At 41.8% G+C, this 19,853-nt stretch carries 20 protein-coding genes; 8 read left to right on the top strand and 12 right to left on the bottom strand.

What is annotated here, in order from left to right; translation table 11 throughout:
- Positions 1-24: 24 nt before the first annotated feature.
- On the bottom strand, positions 25-648 hold the full coding sequence (locus AMD01_RS15635; protein WP_053402462.1) for a YcnI family copper-binding membrane protein: 624 nt from the start codon (positions 646-648) through the stop codon (positions 25-27).
- Between the two features lie 21 nt (positions 649-669).
- Positions 670-2,343, bottom strand: a complete 1,674-nt coding sequence (locus AMD01_RS15640) for a copper resistance CopC/CopD family protein (RefSeq protein ID WP_053402372.1) — start codon at positions 2,341-2,343, stop codon at positions 670-672.
- 356 nt (positions 2,344-2,699) lie between these two features.
- Here AMD01_RS15640 and AMD01_RS15645 point away from each other — a divergent pair, with 356 nt between their 5' ends.
- The 5 genes from AMD01_RS15645 (at position 2,700) to AMD01_RS15665 (ending at position 7,203) form a co-directional block, all read left to right on the top strand.
- Entirely contained in the window at positions 2,700-4,043 is a 1,344-nt protein-coding gene (locus AMD01_RS15645) for a hypothetical protein (protein WP_053402373.1), read from the top strand.
- 103 nt (positions 4,044-4,146) lie between these two features.
- Positions 4,147-5,415 (top strand): TolB-like translocation protein, encoded by a 1,269-nt coding sequence (locus tag AMD01_RS15650; RefSeq protein ID WP_053402463.1) that lies wholly within the window; start codon positions 4,147-4,149, stop codon positions 5,413-5,415.
- Positions 5,416-5,426: 11 nt separating this feature from the next.
- A complete protein-coding gene (locus AMD01_RS15655; RefSeq protein ID WP_157052761.1) occupies positions 5,427-5,804 on the top strand; it encodes a hypothetical protein in 378 nt (125 codons plus the stop codon).
- Positions 5,805-5,820: 16 nt separating this feature from the next.
- Positions 5,821-6,729 carry a phosphotransferase gene (locus AMD01_RS15660; RefSeq protein ID WP_053402375.1) on the top strand — a complete coding sequence of 303 codons (909 nt, stop codon included), beginning with the start codon at positions 5,821-5,823 and terminating at the stop codon, positions 6,727-6,729.
- Between the two features lie 156 nt (positions 6,730-6,885).
- Complete coding sequence (locus AMD01_RS15665; protein ID WP_053402376.1) at positions 6,886-7,203, top strand: ArsR/SmtB family transcription factor; 318 nt, start codon at positions 6,886-6,888, stop codon at positions 7,201-7,203.
- A 163-nt stretch (positions 7,204-7,366) separates the two neighbouring features.
- On the opposite strand, the gene AMD01_RS15670 is transcribed toward AMD01_RS15665, so the two are convergent.
- The 6 genes from AMD01_RS15670 to AMD01_RS15695 all read right to left on the bottom strand — a co-directional run bounded on the left by AMD01_RS15670 (position 7,367) and on the right by AMD01_RS15695 (position 12,868).
- Positions 7,367-8,725 (bottom strand): nucleoside recognition domain-containing protein, encoded by a 1,359-nt coding sequence (locus AMD01_RS15670; RefSeq protein ID WP_245638965.1) that lies wholly within the window; start codon positions 8,723-8,725, stop codon positions 7,367-7,369.
- A 16-nt stretch (positions 8,726-8,741) separates the two neighbouring features.
- The gene (locus AMD01_RS15675) at positions 8,742-9,494 is read right to left on the bottom strand and encodes a FeoB small GTPase domain-containing protein (protein WP_053402378.1); all 753 of its coding nucleotides are present in this window, start codon (positions 9,492-9,494) and stop codon (positions 8,742-8,744) included.
- Entirely contained in the window at positions 9,484-9,738 is a 255-nt protein-coding gene (locus AMD01_RS15680; RefSeq protein WP_053402379.1) for a FeoA family protein, read from the bottom strand. The genes AMD01_RS15675 and AMD01_RS15680 overlap by 11 nt, the downstream gene beginning before the upstream one ends.
- Before the next feature lie 311 nt (positions 9,739-10,049).
- The gene (locus AMD01_RS15685; protein ID WP_053402464.1) at positions 10,050-10,736 is read right to left on the bottom strand and encodes a class I SAM-dependent methyltransferase; all 687 of its coding nucleotides are present in this window, start codon (positions 10,734-10,736) and stop codon (positions 10,050-10,052) included.
- A 144-nt stretch (positions 10,737-10,880) separates the two neighbouring features.
- Positions 10,881-11,861 (bottom strand): class F sortase, encoded by a 981-nt coding sequence (locus AMD01_RS15690; protein ID WP_053402380.1) that lies wholly within the window; start codon positions 11,859-11,861, stop codon positions 10,881-10,883.
- 548 nt (positions 11,862-12,409) lie between these two features.
- Positions 12,410-12,868 carry a DinB family protein gene (locus tag AMD01_RS15695; RefSeq protein WP_053402381.1) on the bottom strand — a complete coding sequence of 153 codons (459 nt, stop codon included), beginning with the start codon at positions 12,866-12,868 and terminating at the stop codon, positions 12,410-12,412.
- A gap of 121 nt (positions 12,869-12,989) precedes the next feature.
- Here AMD01_RS15695 and AMD01_RS15700 point away from each other — a divergent pair, with 121 nt between their 5' ends.
- Complete coding sequence (locus AMD01_RS15700; protein ID WP_053402382.1) at positions 12,990-14,351, top strand: hemolysin family protein; 1,362 nt, start codon at positions 12,990-12,992, stop codon at positions 14,349-14,351.
- Positions 14,352-14,524: 173 nt separating this feature from the next.
- Here AMD01_RS15700 and AMD01_RS15705 read toward each other — a convergent pair whose 3' ends face one another.
- The 3 genes from AMD01_RS15705 to AMD01_RS15715 all read right to left on the bottom strand — a co-directional run bounded on the left by AMD01_RS15705 (position 14,525) and on the right by AMD01_RS15715 (position 17,618).
- Positions 14,525-14,815, bottom strand: coding sequence for a TIGR04104 family putative zinc finger protein (locus AMD01_RS15705; RefSeq protein WP_169775976.1), 291 nt, complete (start codon positions 14,813-14,815; stop codon positions 14,525-14,527).
- A gap of 139 nt (positions 14,816-14,954) precedes the next feature.
- Complete coding sequence (locus AMD01_RS15710; RefSeq protein ID WP_053402384.1) at positions 14,955-16,187, bottom strand: MFS transporter; 1,233 nt, start codon at positions 16,185-16,187, stop codon at positions 14,955-14,957.
- Positions 16,188-16,316: 129 nt separating this feature from the next.
- Entirely contained in the window at positions 16,317-17,618 is a 1,302-nt protein-coding gene (locus tag AMD01_RS15715) for an MFS transporter (protein ID WP_053402385.1), read from the bottom strand.
- A gap of 406 nt (positions 17,619-18,024) precedes the next feature.
- Between AMD01_RS15715 and AMD01_RS15720 the strand changes: the two genes are divergently transcribed.
- A complete protein-coding gene (locus tag AMD01_RS15720; protein WP_053402386.1) occupies positions 18,025-18,459 on the top strand; it encodes an acyl-CoA thioesterase in 435 nt (144 codons plus the stop codon).
- A gap of 98 nt (positions 18,460-18,557) precedes the next feature.
- On the top strand, positions 18,558-18,731 hold the full coding sequence (locus tag AMD01_RS24225) for a hypothetical protein (RefSeq protein ID WP_157052763.1): 174 nt from the start codon (positions 18,558-18,560) through the stop codon (positions 18,729-18,731).
- A 34-nt stretch (positions 18,732-18,765) separates the two neighbouring features.
- On the opposite strand, the gene AMD01_RS15725 is transcribed toward AMD01_RS24225, so the two are convergent.
- On the bottom strand, positions 18,766-19,812 hold the full coding sequence (locus AMD01_RS15725) for a metallophosphoesterase (protein WP_245638966.1): 1,047 nt from the start codon (positions 19,810-19,812) through the stop codon (positions 18,766-18,768).
- Between the last annotated feature and the right edge of the window lie 41 nt (positions 19,813-19,853).

The raw sequence follows: 19,853 nt of genomic DNA on the forward strand, positions 1-19,853 counted from the left end.
GCGCTTCTTTTCTATGGTGCTTTTTTATTTTTTACGACGTAATGATGTAATTAGGGCAACAACCGCTAATACAAGACCGACAATTGACAGCGTAAGTGGAAGCTTTGAGTCATCATCGTGATCATCATCTGCTTCATCGCTTTTTACTTGGCCATGGCTATCCATTGCACCACCGTGGCTATGACCAGATGTCGTTGATTTCACAATATCCGTCATCGAGTGTGGTGAATCACTATCCTCATCACCTGTCCACTCAACGATGCTACCATCTTTATAATATTGATACGCATCCCATGCTACATCTCCTGCTTTATCAGGATTCTTTGCAACAAACGTAAAGCGCTGGAATTGGCCCGCTTGAATGCCTTCTCCTTCTGTACTCCACGTCACCGTTGTGCCTTTACCGCTTTTATCCACTTTTGTTGTCCATCCAGGCACTGTTTCGTATTGTTCGAATTCTACACCTGTTGGCATTTTCACCGCTACTTTTGTTGTTGGAACATCTTTTTCGACTGGTACTTTAATCGTATATGTTTCCCATGCCCCAGTAGATGATTCTGCTGGTAAAACCGTTACATGTGCACTTGCCGTGTTCGCAAAAAATAGCATGCTCGCTGCTGCAGAAGCTGCGACAACATATTGTTTCATTTTTTTCATGTTAAAAACTCCTTATCGATTTAAGTTGGTAGAGAAATACGCATCATATTCGTCTAACGATTTTGTTAGCACGTGAACTTGAATTTTCCATCTGCCTTTTTGGTTTAAATACAAGTTGTTCGTTTCATATACGCCTTCTGAAACCGCTGGAACTTGGAACGTGCTTTTACGTCCGTCTTTAAATAATCCTTGCTGTGATAGTGTAATCGTCACCTGGTCAATGTCTTTGAGCGCGCGTCCTCGCTGATCGTAGACTGTCACTTCAAACGTGTTTGGACCTGGTCGCTTCGGACTGATGTTAAGGTTTAAGTATTCTTTATTATCAATTAAAATCGCCGTATCATTGAACGATTGCGGTGCCGCACCTTGTGGCGTTGGTAAGTTTGTGAAAACAGCCGTAAATGCAAAGATGGCAAGTCCAATCAGAAGCTCCACGCGAACTGCCCACTTCAAACCTTTATTCGGAAAGTACTTTACGCGAATAAAATGAATCATACCAAGTATTCCCATCAACACAAATCCGCCTACTTTAATTAAAAGCGCTCGTCCATATGTCGTTTTAATCAAAGCTTGAATATCGGTAATGAAAAGCGTCGCATTAAAAATACCCGTTAGCATCAGGGTACCAACTGCAATCCAACCCCAAATCGAAAATCGATTTAAGCTCTGCCAATAAAGATCTCGGGACTCTTCATCTTTTTTAAACATTCCTTCATGCAACAAGAAGACGATCGCTAATATGCCCCCTACCCATATAGAGGCAGACAATAGATGAAGAAAATCCGTTCCCACACCAAATTCCTTGTAAGGAGAACTTGAAGGATGACCAATAAAGGCTTTTGAAAGCATCATTCCTACGATTAAGGTAAGCGGAAAACTAGCCTTAATTCGTGAAAATTGCTCTTTGTCTCGCATTAGCCACCATATGCTTACAAATAACAGAAGAAGAATGACGATTTGAACTATCCACACGGTTCCCTCTTTTGTATACTGTAGCGTTTTTGACCATAAATCTAAGTCAAAGGCCTTACTCCAAGAAACCCCTGCATTTAACTTTGTTTGAATAGGTAAAAATGCTAGGATACCAATGGTAAGAAGCATCCAACCAGTCCACAGGAGATTTTTCGTCCGCTTGTTAATGACCATGTGTGGTTTTTCTGGACGATACCAAAACATCCGAAACAGCAATACGCCTACAATGATGGAAAAGCTGCTGTATAAAAACCAGCGATCCGTAATATTTTCTACTTTTAAAGCACTGCTTGTTCCATTTGACTGTTGAAACGAACCTGGAATTTCCTTTGACGTTTTTCCAACTAAAAACGGAATGTTTCCTGAGACGGAATGACCGTCTGCAGAAACAACGCGCCATTCAAGGGAATACACATCGTCTTTAAGCTTCTGTTCGACCTTTGCTTGAATCGTTGAACGGTCGTTTGCTTTTATTTCTGCTTTTTCTAATTTCACTCGTTTCCCGTTCGAGTCGACTATACTAAGTGAGTTAAAGCCGTTTTGTAAATCCTCGTTGAACTTTATCTTAACTTCTGTTGGTGACTGCTTCAGCCGCTCATTCTCAGAAGGGTTTGATTCTTGAATGTATGCGTGAGCATACGCTCTCAACGGTGTGAACATGACGAGTAGTAAGATAAAAACAAGTAAACTTTTGATGGTTTTGCTAGCATGCATAGCAAAAACCCCCCTCTCTCTCTTTCTAAAACTCCCCTGAGAGTATTGGTAACATTATGTACATATTCAGAAACCTTCATTCCACAAACAACGGTGAAAAATGCACTCTTCGTAACAGATAGTACGCCATAATTTTGGTAATAACAAGTAGGAGTACTTGAAAAAATGTGAAAGAAAGTTGAACTTTGTGATTTTTTGTGACTTGAAAATTGCTCTTAAATATAGGAAGAAACATGATAGCGAAAAGTTTTTTATCTTTTTTCTTATTTTATTTGTGATCCATTTCGACATAGGCTCCGTTTAGTGAGTAAGAAAAGCAAAACAGCCTATAAAAAATACTAAGGAGTGTATGACAAATGAAAGCAAAAAAATTATTAATTCCCGTATTAGGAGCTTCACTATTATTCCCAACGGTAGCAGGTGCCGCTGAACAAAAACCAACGGTGAATACACCAGCAGCAGACTTACGCGCAACGCTTGATCAACTCTTATCCGAACATTACGTATTAGCTGTTGAATCATTAACTAAAATGTATGACGGTGCAAAAGATGCAGACGAAACGTATAAAAAACTAGATCAAAACGCAGTAGACATGGAACCAGCTATTGCCTCTGTTTACGGAAAAGAAGGCGCGGCTGAATTTGAACGAATCTTCAGAGCACACAATGAATATACAGATGACCTTGTCAAAGCAACGAAGGAAAATGACGCGCAAGGGAAAGCAATGGTAGACAAAGAAATTGAGCAGTTCGTTCAAGAGTTTTCTAAATTCTTAGCAACAGCAACAGAAGGCAAGCTTCCACAGCAAGCAGCAGAAGACGCACTACGTCTACATGAGCAACAGGTAAAAGCAGCATTTGACGACTACGTAAAAGGCGACTACAAAGGCTCTTACGAAGCATTCCGCGAAGGATTCAAGCATATGTACACGATTAGTAAAGTACTATCAACAGCCATCACAACACAGATGCCTGAAAAGTTCAATAACACAAAAGCAGACACACCTGCAGCCGATCTTCGCTCAACGCTTAACAGCTTAGCATCTGAACATTTTGCTTTAGCGGTTATGGGTATGCAAAAAGGATTCGAATCAGCAAAAGACTATGATTATGTCACATGGGCTGAAAATGCCAACACAGCAGACTTCAAAGCAGCAATGAAATCGATTTATGGTCAAGCTGGTGCGGATCAGTTCGAAAAAATTTGGCAAACGAATCATATTAACGCACAAGCAGAAATTGCAAGTGCAGCAGCTGAAGGGAACAAGGATGCGATGATGCAAGCAGAGAATAAGCTATCTAAAACGTTCGCAACCGACTTCGGTAATTTCTTAGGAGCGGCAACAGAAAACAACCTTCCAGCGAAAGATGCAACGGCTGCTTTAATGAAGCATGAGCAAACGGTTATTGACACATTTGATCAATACATGAACGGAAGCTATGCAGATGAGTTAAACACGTACCGCGAAGGCTATCAAATTATGTTTGGTGTTGGTCAAGCATTAGGTAATGCCATCGTTACGCAAATGCCTGAAAAATTTGCTTCCACAAATATGCCAACTCAAATGCCTAAAACCGGTATGGGTGGTGCTAGTGAAACAACGAATTCTTCTTCAATGACGATGTGGATGTCATTTGGTGCACTTGCTCTAGCTGGTGTAGCATTCTTTGCACAGCGTGCTCGTAAAGCACAACAATAATCTCTACTCCCCCTGATCTTCTTACGTTCAGGGGGATTTTGCTGTTATAGGTTCCTATAAAGTGCGACATCCTAAAAAGAAAAACGTTACTGAGGATGTCATTATGTATAAAAAGATTATTTATTGTGCTTTTTTATTGTTCCTTCTCCTTCCCTCTTCTAAGAGCTACGGAGCAACTGAATTAAAGGCTGCTTTTACGCGACAAGGCTTTTTATGGATCGCAAACGGTTCATACGAAAAAAAAGTGACGACAAAAAAAGCCCTCTTCACCAATAACCCACAGTGGTCGCAGGATGGTCGTTTAATTGTCTATGAAAAAGAAGGAAACGACATTAAGCCCGATCAGTCCAAGACAAATGAAATTTGGGTCTATGATACGGTACGTAATACGCATAAGTTGATTGCTCGTGACGGTCGTCACCCTGTCTGGTCTCCTCACGGTCACTCCGTTGCTTACGTAGAGGGGATGGCTCTTCAAGTATCCGACTTGAGTCGATTTCGCACGGTTTCCGTTGGAGTAGATGATTTTATTTGGATACCTGACGGAAAAGGATTTATCGTTTCAGCTGGTGCAGATCTTCATCCTGATGGGTGGACAAATCCCATTCTTTATAAAGTACCGCTCACAGCACCTAGCACACCTTATTCACAAGAAGCGACACCCTTTTTTACGATTCCAAAGGAGCTCACAAAAGGAAAAGCAACCATTATGTCCATTAACGCTGGAGACTTCTCCTTCTCACCCGATGGAAAATGGCTGTCTTTCACGGTAAGCCCTACTGCCTCGTGGTCTATGGACAGTGACATGCTTTGTGTTCTATCCGTCGATGGAAAGCAGTTTAGCGTACTTGATGAAGTCATCTTGCACCTTGATAACGCAAAATGGGCGCCAAACCAGTCAACTCTCGCTTATATTGCAGGAGGCGGACGAATTGTATTCGGGTTCAAAAACAAGCAACTGAACATAACGGAGATTCCCGTGTATCAAACGGTTCATATGACGCCACCCCATTATGCGGAGCTTGGTTTTTCTTGGATCACGGACTCCTCACTCGTCGTTTCCCGCGTAGTAGAAAGCGAATGGAGCAATGACTACACGAAACGACCAAAAGCGTCTCTTTATTTGTTGAACACAAAAACAAATATGCAGCGTAAACTCACGTCTCCTACTGGATTTTTAGGTGATTATCAGCCTCTCTATGTGTCGTCAATCGACAAGCTTACGTGGCTTCGAGGCAAAGACTTCTGGGGATACGGCGACATCTGGATGTCAGATCGTGACGGAAAAAATGCCGCTCGCTGGATCAAAAGCGTTGAACTGTACGGTATCTATAATCCATCGGCACTACCGAAAGGAGCGTACGAAAGATGAAACTTTTTTTGATGAGTGCCGTACTGATCGGTTCTTTATGGTGGAGTCCAAGTCATCATAAGTTTGAAAAGACCTTGAACGAACAGGTTCAAAAAGCTCCAGCAACGATTGACCTCACATCACTGGCAGAGTTTAAGTGGGACAAGGCATATGTCTTTGGTCCCTACACCTCTAAAGAAGCGCTGAATGCACAACTTGGGGTGAAATTTCCAGGCTTCGTTAATATGGAGAGGCGTGATGACATGTATCTTTTTGTCTTTCTTCACAAGAAAAAAGTAATCGAATACGCACAGGTAAATCGGCTTGGCATCAATATCGCACTAGATCGAACATATTTAACTCCACGTCACAGCTCATTCATGGTAACATCAGGTAGAATACAGGATTAATGAAAGGATGAGCACGATGAACGTTTGGGACGCTGAGTACGCTGTCTCTATTTATGAAGCTAAACGCTGCATTGAACAACAGTTTCCCAAGCTCTCTCCTGTCATAGTGGACGAGCTTGGAAAAGGCTTTGATAATACGGTGTATGTCGTGAACAATAGCTATGTGTTTCGATTTCCGCGTCGAAAGATTGCCGTGTCGCTTCTGCAAACAGAAAACACGCTACTGCCTGCACTCGCACCACTGTTACCCATTTCAATCTCTTACCCTTTATTTTTCGGAAAGCCGACATCACAATATCCGTGGCCTTTTACAGGCTATCACTATATTCAAGGCCATCTCGTGTCCACTCTTTCAAGAGAAGAACGAATACTGTCGGCTTCGCTTTTGGGGGAGTTTTTACGCATCCTTCATGACTTTCCTGTACAACAAGCAAGACATCTTGGCGTGTCAGAGGATCAGCTCGCTCGCCTCGACGTAGGAAAACGAAAACCGAAGCTACTTGAACATCTCCAAAAAGCAAACGCTCTTCTTCCGTCAGCACGGTTCGTCGCGTTGGAACAGTGGGTGAAGCATGTACAGCCGGTCACCATCCGTCAGGAAAAAACGCTTTGTCACGGTGATCTTCACATACGAAACGTCGTCCTTGACGACACGAAAAAAATTGCGGGGATTATTGACTGGGGAGATGTTCATATCGGTCACCCTGCCGTTGATTTATCGTTTGTCTACAGTTATTTTCCGTCTGAAGGCAGACAACAGTTTTTTACTACGTACGGAGAAATTGATCATAATACCGCTACTCTCGCAAAATTTAAGGGTCTTTATACGACGATTATGCTACTTTTATATGCAATTGATCAGCGAGATGAAGCGCTAGTAGAAAGTTCGCTTAGCAGCATTGATCTGTTATATGAATCGTTGTAACTAAGAAACGTCACCTCTTCCATTTCATCCTATTATTTCCTCTTGAAATTGTAGGAAAGAAGATATAATTTTAAAATAATCATTGTAATCGTTTCACAATCTATCTATAACTCTTGTATAATAAGAGGAATTACATACGAAGGAGGAATCATTCCTATGGAACAAACATCTCTCATCTCTCCACCAGAAGACCAGCTTTTGTTATATGAAAAACAGTTTAAAGCGCTAGCAGACCAAAAAAGACTGCAAATTCTATACTATATTGTTCAAAAGCATTCGATTTGTGTTTGTGATTTGTGCGACGTCATGGATATGCCTCAATCAAAGTTATCGTATCATTTAAAAATTTTACTTGATGCGAACTTAATTACCAAAGATGCAAAAGGTACGTGGAGTTATTATAAGCTCAATGAAGCTCCGATCCACCAGCTACTTTCTCCGAAACTTTGCTCTCTCTTTCAAGTAAACCGGTAATTACCCTTCATTCTTCACTCAATAGCCCTTTATTGAACGACTTAGCGTCATTAATCTAGCCGTAATCTCACCAGACGATTACGGCTTATTTTATTGCTAATTTACGAGACTTCGTTAAGAACGCACAAAAAAAAACGCATCCTCTAAGATGCGCTCCGTTATGTTATAAAAGATTGAAAAAATAGACCGTCTGTGCGATTGCCCACGTCACAACAATGGCAATGACCGTTGGAATCAAGAAGGAAAGAAACGTCCATTTTTTACTTTTTGTTTCCTTATAAATGTTCACAAGCGTCGTACCACATGGGAAATGAAGAAGTGAAAACAGCATCATATTAAGCGCCGTCAGCCACGTCCAGCCGTGATCTAAAAACAGCTGTTTAACAGATGATAGACTTTCCATTTCCGTTAGAGCTCCTGTAGACAGATAGCCCATCAGTAAAATGGGAACGACAATTTCATTCGCCGGAAGTCCGATAATAAACGCCATTAAAATATAGCCATCTAATCCTAACGTTTGTGCAAACGGATCAAGGAAATGAACAATATGCATTAAAATACTCGTATCGTTAATGAACACATTTGCTAAAATCCACGTTAAAATACCTGCTGGGGCGGCTACTTTGATGGCCCTCATTAAGACGGAAAGCGACTTGTTAAGGGAAGAGCGTAAAATCGTTTCCCGAATTTTCGGACGACGATAAGGTGGCATTTCTAGCGTGTAGTGGGTAGGAACTCCTTTTAGTGCCGTTTTCGACAAGGCCCATGAGACCGTTAGCGTCACAACAACTCCGAATAAGACCATTCCGATAATAACCCCTGCGGTGACAAATGTTTTTAACCCTCCTGTGTAACCAGCAGCCATAAACAAAGAAGATAATAGAATGAGTGTTGGCCAGCGTCCATTACAAGGAACAAAGTTGTTTGTTAAAATGGCTAACATGCGCTCCCTCGGTGATTCAATAATACGTGTGGACATAATGGCGGCTGCATTACAACCAAAGCCCATTGCCATCGTTAACGACTGCTTGCCGTGTGCACCTGCGCGCTTGAACAATCGATCCATATTAAAAGCCACGCGTGGTAAATATCCATAGTTTTCAAGCAACGCAAAAACTGGGAAGAAAATGGCCATCGGCGGAAGCATAACGCTCACAACCCACGATGTCCCTCGGTACAATCCGAGTACAAGCATACCATAGAGCCAATCTGGTGCATGAAGTGCCTGAAAGCCCTTTGTTAGATACCCTTCAATCCAGTTGAAGAAATCAGCAAGCAATGCTGAAGGAACATTTGCGCCTGCAATCGTTAAGTAAAAGACCATCCCAAGGAGCAACAGCATAATGGGAAATCCCCAAACGGGTGAGGTTAAAACCGCATCCAGCTTTTCTGTACGATCATTCTCCTTTTTATTTGTAAACGTAAGCGTCTGTTTGCAAAGATCTTGACTTGTTTGAAAAATACTTTGCACAATATGGTCTCTCACAGCAGGATGCGAGGCGTCCTTCGCTTTTTGTAGCAAGTCATTTAGCTGCTGCTCATGAATCGATCCCGTTGAATCCACTCGTCATCCCTCCTTGTGATAGCGTTGTCCTCTGTGTATCTGCTTGAAGTCCGATTCGCTTTTTCCACTCTGCGAGCAGAGAATCATCTCCGTCTAATAGTCGAACGGCCACCCACCGGGAAGGTAGTGCGTTTCCAATAATCTTTTTAACAATTGGCTCAAGCTCCGCAATTTTTGCCTCTGTTTCCTTCGAATAGGTCAATTGAAACGGCGTAGTCGGAAGCTCGTTTTTTACAACCCGATCAATCGTATCTAAAAGCTGTGATAGACCACGCTTGTTTCTGGCTGAAATTTTCACAACCGGTACACCGAGTTTATTCATGAGACGCTGCTCATTTACTTGGATGCCTTGTTTTTCTGCTTCATCAATTAAATTCACACAAACGATTACTTTTTCTGTCATCTCAAGCACCTGTAGAGCGAGATTTAAGTTACGCTCTAGCGCGGTCGCATCTACGACTACGATCGTGAGGTCAGGCTTTTCAAACACGATATAGTTTCTTGCTACCTCTTCATCCGTTGAATTGGAAAATAGCGAATATGTTCCTGGTAAATCAATCATTTTGTAGGTAACATGCTTATGAGAAAATTCTCCCTCCGCCATTCCAACGGTTTTACCTGCCCAATTTCCTGTGTGTTGCTTGAGCCCTGTTAATGTATTAAAAAGCGTACTTTTACCCGTATTCGGATTTCCAGCCAGCGCAATGGTGAATTGATTATTCGACATCTTCTATTCGCTCCCCTAGAATTTTTGAGCTTTCTTCTTTTCGCAATGCAATCGTCGTTTGACTTACTTTATAGGCAATTGGATCTCCGAGCGGACTCTTTCTAACGACTTGGACGACGGCTCCTGGCACAAATCCTAAGTCTAGCAGTCTGCGGCGCATGATCCCAGATAAGTGAAGTTCTGTAATTCGAATGCGCTCACCCTTCAAGCCTTGACTTAGATTCATAATGTTATCTAGGCTCATCTTTTTTTCTCCTTGTCTATAAAATTGAATTTGGTTTATAATTTTTCCCTAGTGCAACTTTTAATATTATAGTATGACCAGCTGTGATATTTGTCAATTCTTTTTCATCTACAGGATTCGCCGTTTCCTGAAAAAAAGAGAGAAACATCACCTTTATCATACCTATGCAAATGCAAGAAGCGATGGCACGAAAAATTGAGAAAAGTTCTCAAAAGGGCTTGATCGTTACATACTTATTTTTTAGTCAATAAAAAAAGCAGACCTTAGATTTATCCTAAGATCTGCTTTTATGTAACGTTCTGCACCATCAATTAGAGAATGATTCGCATCATGGTCTGTGCTCCGCGTTGAAACTTATAGGTTACTTCTTGCTCTTCAATTGCTCCTACCTCTGGAAGAAGGTCCTCCTTCAGCTGATCAACAAAGCGTGATCGTCTTCCGCTTCGATTACTGAGCGAGAAAAGTCTGATCTCCGACCTCGTTACTCGAATCAGTTCTTTTAATGATTGAAGATGAAACTGATAATCCAGACGATCATCGTACATAAACAGCAAATGTGCTGAAAGTGTTAAATCAAATTGTTTGTCTTGAAACGGTAAATGAGGTAGCTTCCCGTACAAATAGCGATAAGGATGAATTCTCATGTCTTGCATACAATCGTAAAATGCTTTGGTTCGCTCCTTTTTTAAGCCTTTGACGTCTTGGAAATAGGACCAGTCATATTGATCAGACACGTCTCTCATCTTGTCCATCGTATGATCAATATCCTCTAGTCCTTTTTTTGCGAGGATCTCTGTATCAAACTCGTAGGCCACATCACAAGCCATCGCCGCAGCGCCGATCTTGTTTGCGTGAGCAGTAAATGAACACGCACCGCTTGCACAGTCTAAAATCATTTTCCCCTGAAGATCTGTGCGTTTTAAATTAAACATGCTTGTATATTCCTGAAATGTTCGCCCGATGAATACAATTCGGTCAATTTCTAGCATTGCCCCCATATTTCTCAACTCTGCTCAGCTCCTCTGTTAAAAGACGAAATTTTTAGACAACTATAAGTATAGAGGTTTTTTCATTGAAGAACAAGAGAGGGTTTTCCTATAAAAGCCCGTCCTCTGTTGGAAGAGAGGACGGGCTTTTGATTACTATTCTCCAGAAGCTTTCGCTGATGGCTTCGATTCATTTCCGTTTTCATCAATGGCCGTTACATAGTACGTATGCTTTGATGCTTCTTCATCCAAGTACGTTTTTCGCTGATGAGCAGCAATACTTGCCACCTGTTGGAAATCACCGTTCCCGTTGTCTCGATACACGCGGTAGCCAATGACATCATCACTTCGAACCGCATACCACGTCACAAACGAACCGCTTACCTTCACGTTTGTTGGGGCGTCAGGTAGCTTCATTTGTGTAGGAGGTGAAGTTTGCGCTTTTTTAAGCTTTGTATAGACAACAAGGCGTTCCTGATGCGTTCCAACAGATCGATCAAACTTTCCGGTACAGGTAATTAAATTCAAATAAGATTCGCTAGCAGGACCGAAAATCTTTTGAAGCGGTGCATCATCCCGCAAATAGCTTTCTTTGTCTTGCACGACAAACGTCAGAGAGTTTTTGTATTTGTCGGTCAGGATGATTTCATCTCCTGCCTTTAACTTTTTAAGATTAAAAAAGATCGCTGGACCTGTTTTACTGTCTACATGCCCGGCAAGAACAGCGTTACCTTTGCCACCTGGGCGAACTCCGGGCTCAAACCAACCGACGTTGTTCACCTTCTTTGGTACGTCCATGGCGCCACTTTCTAAGAGTCCTACCTTTTCGACGTCTGCATCAACATCAATCGCTGGAATTTGAATTCGCGCGGGAACAATCCCTTTTTCCTCTGCTTCTCTTTTTTCTTCTACTTTATTTACACGCTCCTGCTCTTTCTTTAAAAGCGTAAATTCCTTTTCAAGGCGATTCGTTGTTGAAGAGGCACTGCTTTCCTCCTCTGGAGATAGTGAGAGCGGTTTTTCAACCGTTTTCCCGTGCTCTTCTGATGGTGTCTCGTTCATCGCAGCATAATTATACCCACCTACTAGCAAAATGCTAATAAGTCCTCCCGCAACAAAAAGTGAATTCCTTTTCATACCGTCTCCTCCTCCCTCTTTCTGGTCGTATCGTTTTTTCTTACTACTTATAACGAATCAAACGAACAATTGGATCACCAAAAAGTAAAATTAATTCATTTGTTTTATTTTCATCTCTTTACACATGACTTTTTATCTACCTTTTCATCTTAAGGGCATAATTGATTGCTTTAACACCTACATGCTTCAAAGATTTTCACAATATACCGTGACTAACGAAAGATCAGATGAAAAAAGGATGACTCTTCCATTTGGATTTAAATATTCAGACAGTTCTAAATATTCATTTTATTTTATCGAATTTTGTTGTATACTGTAACTACTTACAGAGAAAGGAGATGGCATATAAAAAATTCACTAAAGAAAGGAAGTGAAAGGATTAGCTCAAATTGTTTAATCCCTATTCAAGCGTGAAGAAGGACACAATGTTAGTTGACCTAGTTAGGCCCTATGAGCGATTTTACCATTATGTTAATTACGATTCCCCTAAAACATAGATTAAGCTAGCTGCTTACTGCGCATAAACGCAATGTAAGCAGCCTTTTTGTTTATTCAAATAACGTCACATCTGTCTCCTGCTTCAACACGGTTACATACGTATGAAGTTGTCCTCGATGATGATAAAGGTGGGCAATGATTTCAATATACCACTCTGCTCGTGAATACGTCACGCCCCAATAGGATGTGGTTTTATGATCCATGTCTTCTGCCTGCAAAAGTTCTTTCTGAAATACACGAAAGGAATGCTCTAATGCCGCTAGACACTCTTCTTTTGTTGCAACGTTACAACGCTGATAAAATACGTTCATTTCCTCTGCTGTTGCTTCTTTCATAATGTGCAGATCCGCTTCACAAATGACGGCGATATGAGCGATTAATTCCCCGAGTGACCGCTTATTTTCATGAATTTTTTTGCTGAAAAGTTCTTCAGATACGCTCTCAATTAGTTGTTTGGTGGACCGTATCGCAATCTCTGCCTGATGACAAACCGCTGTTTTCCATTCCAATCCCCTTCATCTCCATCCATTTTTTTCATATTATCTCTAGTATACATGCTTCCCTCCCGTTTAGGAGACAATGAAAATAGAAATGCCAAACGAAAGGCGGTGACTCCTAAGCGGGACACGTATGGAACTATTGAACATCTTTTTAGTAATTGTCCTTATTGCGCTTACAGCTTTTTTCGTGGCGACTGAATTTGCGATTGTAAAAGTCCGTAAGTCGCGAATTGACCAGCTTGTTGAGGAAGGCAGACGAAATTCAGTAGCAGCACGCCGAGTGGTAACCCACTTAGACGAATATTTATCAGCGTGTCAGCTCGGAATTACCATTACAGCGCTTGGACTTGGTTGGCTAGGAGAACCGACCGTCATGGCTCTGCTAAAGCCTCTTTTTGCGAAGCTGGATTTAGCTCCGTCTCTTTCAAGTATTCTGTCGTTTATCATCGCCTTTGCCGTTATTACGTTTATTCATGTCGTAGTCGGAGAGCTTGCACCCAAAACACTGGCTATTCAAAAGTCAGAGGCAATCGTCCTGACGTTTGCAAAACCGATTATTTGGTTTTACAAAATTATGTTTCCATTCATTTGGGCGCTAAACGGTTCTGCTCAAGCAATCACCAAAATGTTTGGGCTTCATGCAGCGTCAGAAAGTGACGTTGCGCACAGTGAAGAGGAGCTCCGCATTTTGCTCTCTGAAAGCCTTGAAAGCGGCGAAATTAATCCCTCTGAATACCGCTATGTAAACAAAATTTTTGAATTTGATAACCGCGTAGCAAAAGAAATTATGGTGCCCCGCACGGAAATGGTCACTGCGACCAAAACAGATACGGTAAAAGAATTTTTACAAGTAGCAGGCATTGAAAAATATACGCGTTATCCTGTTGATGAAGGTGACAAAGACCATATTATCGGCGTAATCAATATTAAAGAAATCTACAATGATGTGATTTTTAACGGCATTCATGGAAGTAACACGCTTGAAGACTATATTAAGCCCATTATTATGGTCATCGAGACCGTCCCTATTAATGAACTGCTCGTTAAAATGCAAACTGAGCAAATTCAAATGGCGATTTTAATGGATGAATATGGTGGAACTGCTGGACTTGTAACGGTTGAAGATATTGTTGAAGAAATTGTCGGTGAAATTCGCGATGAGTTCGATATGGATGAACGTCCATATCTGCAAAAGATTAAAGACGGCCATTATATTTTAGATGGAAAAACGCTCATCTCACAGGTCAATAATTTATTCGATACGAATATCGAAGATGAAGACGTGGATACAATCGGCGGCTGGATTTTAACGCAGAACTTTGATGTCCAAAAAGGAGATATCATTCAAACTGATTATTACAATTTCAAAGTGCTTGTGATTCAGTCTCATCAAATCAAATACGTCGAGCTGAAAAAACGACGTGATCCTCCTCCAGAAACAGATGACGAAAGCACTGAGAAGGACGAGTGTGAAGATAAGGACGATAAGTAACCCCCATGCTACGCGTTGAAGCACGGGGGTTGGTTCTATCTCCGTGCTCCCCACTTCAATCGGAGGCCTGTGCCAAGAAGGAGAAACGCTTGTAAAAAACGGATGATCCAAACAAAAAAGACCGACATCTTTGCAGAACGTCAGGTCTTCATCCACACTATTATAAAAGATCACTAATTGGCTACTTCTTCGTATTTCGCCGTAAAAAGTGATAACACGAACATGATCATAAACGCGACGATAGCTGTAGAAATAATGTCAAACCCAAAATACATCTCTGAAAGTCTGCCGATAATAATAGGAACAGCTGTCACCATAAATGGAATGAACCACAGCGAGGATTCCGTTAGTGAAAACTGGCGCTGACACTCGTTACACTTAATGTCGCCTTCTTTATTTTTAAACATAGACTTTAAAATCTTTTTCCCAGAAAGTTTATTTTGACATGAACAACATTTTGTCATTAACACTATGCTCTTCGTCTCCTTGTTTTAAGAGTATAGTTATATATTATCACCTTTCCGAGAAAAAACGCTTCTTTCGCTCGAGGTTTCACAAAACTGTCAATTTTGTCGAATTTTTCTCCATTTTCAGTATGAATGCTTACTGCATGCCTCTTATTGCCACTCCGTATCGCCATAACCACGTACACAGAGCGATGATGAACATCCCCGCACAGGTCAGAAGAATAGTTAGGCTGACAGCTCCATTAAGTAGAAGTGAAACCACACCGTAGGATACTGGAATAAGCCCCATCGAAACCATCGTGTTTAAGCTCATCACGCGGCCAATTTTATCCTTTGGAACTCTTTGTTGCATTTGACTAATGACGATGATGTTCACACACGAAATACAGACTCCTATCAAAAACAGACTTACGATGCTGCACGTTAGGACCGTCCACTGACTGTAGAGGATCAAAAGCCCTCCCTCCGTTCCAATCAGACCAATAACCGCGGCGCCCCGATGTGTTCGAATGTTCAAAATCCCTATGCCAATTGCCCCTGCCACCATGCCACTAGCAAATGAACTTTGGAGGAGGCTTAAGATCAGAGACTTTCCCCCATACACCTCTTCTCCGTAAAGGGGGATGCTAATCATAAGTGGGCCAACAAAGAAGAAATTCGTCACAATGAACGTTAACATGACTGTTTTTAAATACGCTGACTGCCTTACATAGCGCTGCCCTTCTAAAAGGGACGCAATAAATGTAGCACGAGTTGACAGGTGATCCTTTTGAATTGGCTCATTCACTGTATACATAAATAGAGCACCAACGGCAAGCATAAGTGCGATGCTCAGAAAGATAATCGGATACGATACGTGAGACAGTAAGAGAGAAGCAAGTACTGGGCCCAAAACAGTTGATAGCTGATTAGTCGTTTGAACGAACGCGTTCGCTGATTGTAGCTGATGCTGGTCCAACACGCTCGGAAGTAACGCATCACGCGCTGGCCAAAAGAAGGCATCAAGTGAACCGAAAAGAAGCGCAAACAAACATAGAAATGTGAAGTGAAGAATTCCAAGGTGAAAAAATCCGGACATAAACACTAATAAACCAACTCTTGCAAGAAGTGACCATCCTATTATTACTTTCTTTTTATAACGATCTGCCATGACGCCCCCAAAAGCCATGAACACCACCCGCGGTACCGTAGTAGCCATCATCGCCAGTCCTAGTAAGCGCGGCATACGCAGGTAATGAACGATGTACCACTGTTCAATCAGCACGTACATGGAGATCGCTAAACTGGACAAACATCCTGCAAGCCAAATTTTTAGAAACGTGGTATTTGCAAAAAGGATGTGGGGTTTCTTACGTAGTTCCATTTGCATTTTCCATTCTCCTCATTGATTAGATTAACATCTAATTAGATATCTATCTAATATAATAACGAACAGAACGAATATTGACAATAAAAACCAAGCGTTCATCCTCACATGCCGTAAGAATGAACGCTTTTGCTAGTTGTTGCGTTTATCAATTTCCCCGATTTGCTTAATGTCACCTAATACGTAAATGTAAAAGAATAAGCCGACTATTAGCACAGCCCCTGCTACTAAAAAGCTTGATGTAAAAGAGCCTGTTTGATCATACAAATAGCCTGTAAGTGCCGTAGCAATGATACCGCCAAATAGATTGTTTGCTAAATTCACAAGTGAGCTAAGCAGTGAAAGTGATCCAGACGGAGCAATTTCTGCAGAAATGGACCATCCAATCGGCGCTGTTGCAGATATGCCCGCTAACCCAATTGAGATAAAAATCATGCCCGCAATCACGTTATCGGTTATGATGGAGCCTAAAAAAGCAAATCCAAGACATAGTCCGATAACGATAATGGTCCGATAAACTTTTTGACTCGAAAATCCTTTTTTCAACAAGTAGTCCACTAAAAATCCACCTACCAAAATGCCAGAAAAAGTGGCAATTAGCCAAGGGACAGCCGTCAATAAGCCGGACGACATAATATCCATGCCGTATTGCACCTTAAAAAACGTTGGTAGCCACGTTAGCAGTAGGTTGAAGGTATACCCATAACCCGTAAACCCAATCATTAATCCCCATACTTTGCGATTTGAAAACAACACTTTAAGCGCTTGAAAGAGCTTGTACTGCGGTTCGTCGTCTGAAGATATGTTATGTTCACGAATATACTCAAGCTCCTCCTCTGAAATGCGTTTATGATAATTCGGACGTTCATAGTACCACCAAAACAGCGCTGTAAACAACACATTAATAACGCCGATAACTAAAAACGCAGCGCGCCAATCAAAGCGCGTGACGAGAATAGCCACAAGCGGCGCTCCAATCACATTAGAAAACTTTGCCGCAGAGTCAAACAGCGCATTTGGCAAGCTACGTTCGCTCGGTGGAAACCATAGCGAAGTTGCTTTAGAAGCTGCCGGAAATGCCGATGCGCTCATACCACCAATAAGAAAACGAATGATATATAAAAGCAGTTTTCCTTGCAAAAAGGCCATCGTAAGCGTAAGCAGACTCCAAATCAGGAGCCCTACCCTTGTCACCCAGGCGACCCCAAAGCGATCAAGCAAGCTCCCAGCAGGAATTTGCATCAATGTGTACGAATATGTATAAATTGAAAACACAATTCCCAGTTCAGTGGCATTTAAATGAAATGAATCCTGTATTGAAGGAGCCGCAACAGATACAGCAACGCGGTCAAAGTAATTCAGGATAATCATGCTGCTCAAAAGCGAAGAAATTAGCCATCTTGTACGTCCTGATCGTTTCACGAGTTGACTCATACAAAAACCCCTTTCTCCGATAGTGTACTCGTTTTTTCAGGATTGCATTCTGACTTGTACCACGGATTATACGAGGCTAAACGATGAGAAATTCATTTCGTTCTTTTTTCTCTGAGAGGGTGACTTTTGAAGCACGCGTGATGTGTTGCATATACGTTCAAGATGGAGTTATCGTTTTATGAGGCATTGAAAGAGGTTTCACATTCTACGATCGATATGCTTGAAGAAATCCATTTTTTCAAAGAACCCATTCATCTGCTGTAAGAACATCCTAAACAGGACGCTTATTTGGACAGGCTTATAGAGGTCTTTTCCCCAATTGTCGAGCAGTTTACTCGGCTGAATACACAAGGAAGACCTGTACTTCATCAACAACCATCACTCAACTAAATGGACGGTGAAAAATATGAACCGAAACGACTTACGCTATGAAGATTTCCCCCTGCAGTCATACGATAAAATTCGCTATTGTGATACGGACAGACAGGGTCATGTTAACAACGCCTTATTTTCTACCTTTTTAGAAACGGGACGCACAGAGCTTTTATACGGCAAAGACCCCCTACATACAGATGATTGCGCCTTTGTCATCGCTCATCAACGGATTGATCTTCTCTCCGAAATCACGTGGCCTGGAACCGTTGAGATTGGAACGGCCGTCGTAAAAGTTGGCAACAGCTCCTTGACCCTTTTTCAGGGGATCTTTCAACACGAAGTGCTTGTCGCACGTGCCGATACGGTTATTGTCCAAATGAATGAGAGCACGAGAAAATCTCAAGCACTTTCATCGATTACAAAAGAAGAACTAACCAACTATTTTGCTTCTATTGAAAACGAGTAGCGCTTCAATCTCTATTCACGAAGTTGTCCAAAAATGCTATAATAATTAAATTGTTTGTAATTTTCACACCAAAGAGCCGCACGAAGGAGTCAAAAGAAATGAAATGGCTAATTGTTTATGGACCGCTGCTAGAAATTATCGGCTATGCGCTTCTTTCTTATTTTTGGGTGGATAAAATGCGAGAAATTCGACCACTCATCATTCTACAGCTTGTGCTATACGTCGGGCTAATCACCCCGTTACTCATTTGGGGTTACTATTTAAAACATTAGAAAAGACCAAATCGTGGCCGATTTGGTCTTTTTGCTACGCGTTGAACGTGACGTCAATTTGAATAATCTCTGATCGACTCCCTAGTCGAAGTGGTGGCCCCCAGAATCCGAATCCAGATGACACGATCACGTGCATCTGATTTTTACGTAGATATCCCCAGTCGACTTCAAACAGCTTTTTCGTAAACAAATGGTTGGGTGCCATCTGTCCTCGGTGCGTGTGACCAGATAACAGAAGATCGACACGACTTTCCTCCGCATTTTGTAAATCAGATGGCTGATGATCCATCGCAATAATCGGGATTTCATGGCGAAGAGAAGACGTGAGCTGCTGAAAGCTCTCTCGATGATGATCAGTCTTATCTCTTCGTCCAACTAAATAAAAGCTATCGTCAATCATCACCGTTTCATCTAGCAACATCTCAATGTTAATACGCTTCATTTCTTCTAGAAAAACAGGAATTTGTTTTCCGTAGTATTCGTGGTTACCAAGAACGCCGTACACCCCGAGCGGTGCATGAAGCTCTTTTAAAATGTCACCGATCCCCTTTTTCATAAATGCCTTTGGATCATCATCAATAATATCACCAGGTAAAAGAATAAGATCCGGCTTCAGCTCATTGATTTTCGCGACTAATCGTCTCGCATGCGCTCTTCCAGAAAGCGTACCGAAGTGCATATCGGATGCCATCGCAATTCGCAGCTGCTTTCGCGAGCCTGCATTTTTCGCGACGGTGACTTCATAAGGACGAACAACGGGCGAATAAGCGTTAAACGTTCCGCTTACGAAAATCCAAATAAATAGCGCCACAACGGCTATTCCTGTCCATACAATGGCATCCTCACGATCAATGACCGTTGTTTGCAAAATCCACGCTACTAAATCGGCTAGCGGAAAGATCAGCAGCGCATATTGAAAAATGCCAAGCCAGTACGACCCGATTACACGCACGGGCGAAGTGGAAGAAAACGGCTGGCTGATCAAATAGGAGTAAGCAAATACCGCCACGATTACCCCGTACACATAGATGTGACTAGCGCCAAATGACGTTTCTAACCAAACCCATCCGTTCCATCCCATATAAAAGGCAAGAGCCGTATAGATCAGAAAAAAACCGCCTA

This window comes from Priestia koreensis (genome assembly GCF_001274935.1).
Taxonomy (GTDB): domain Bacteria; phylum Bacillota; class Bacilli; order Bacillales; family Bacillaceae_H; genus Bacillus_AG; species Bacillus_AG koreensis.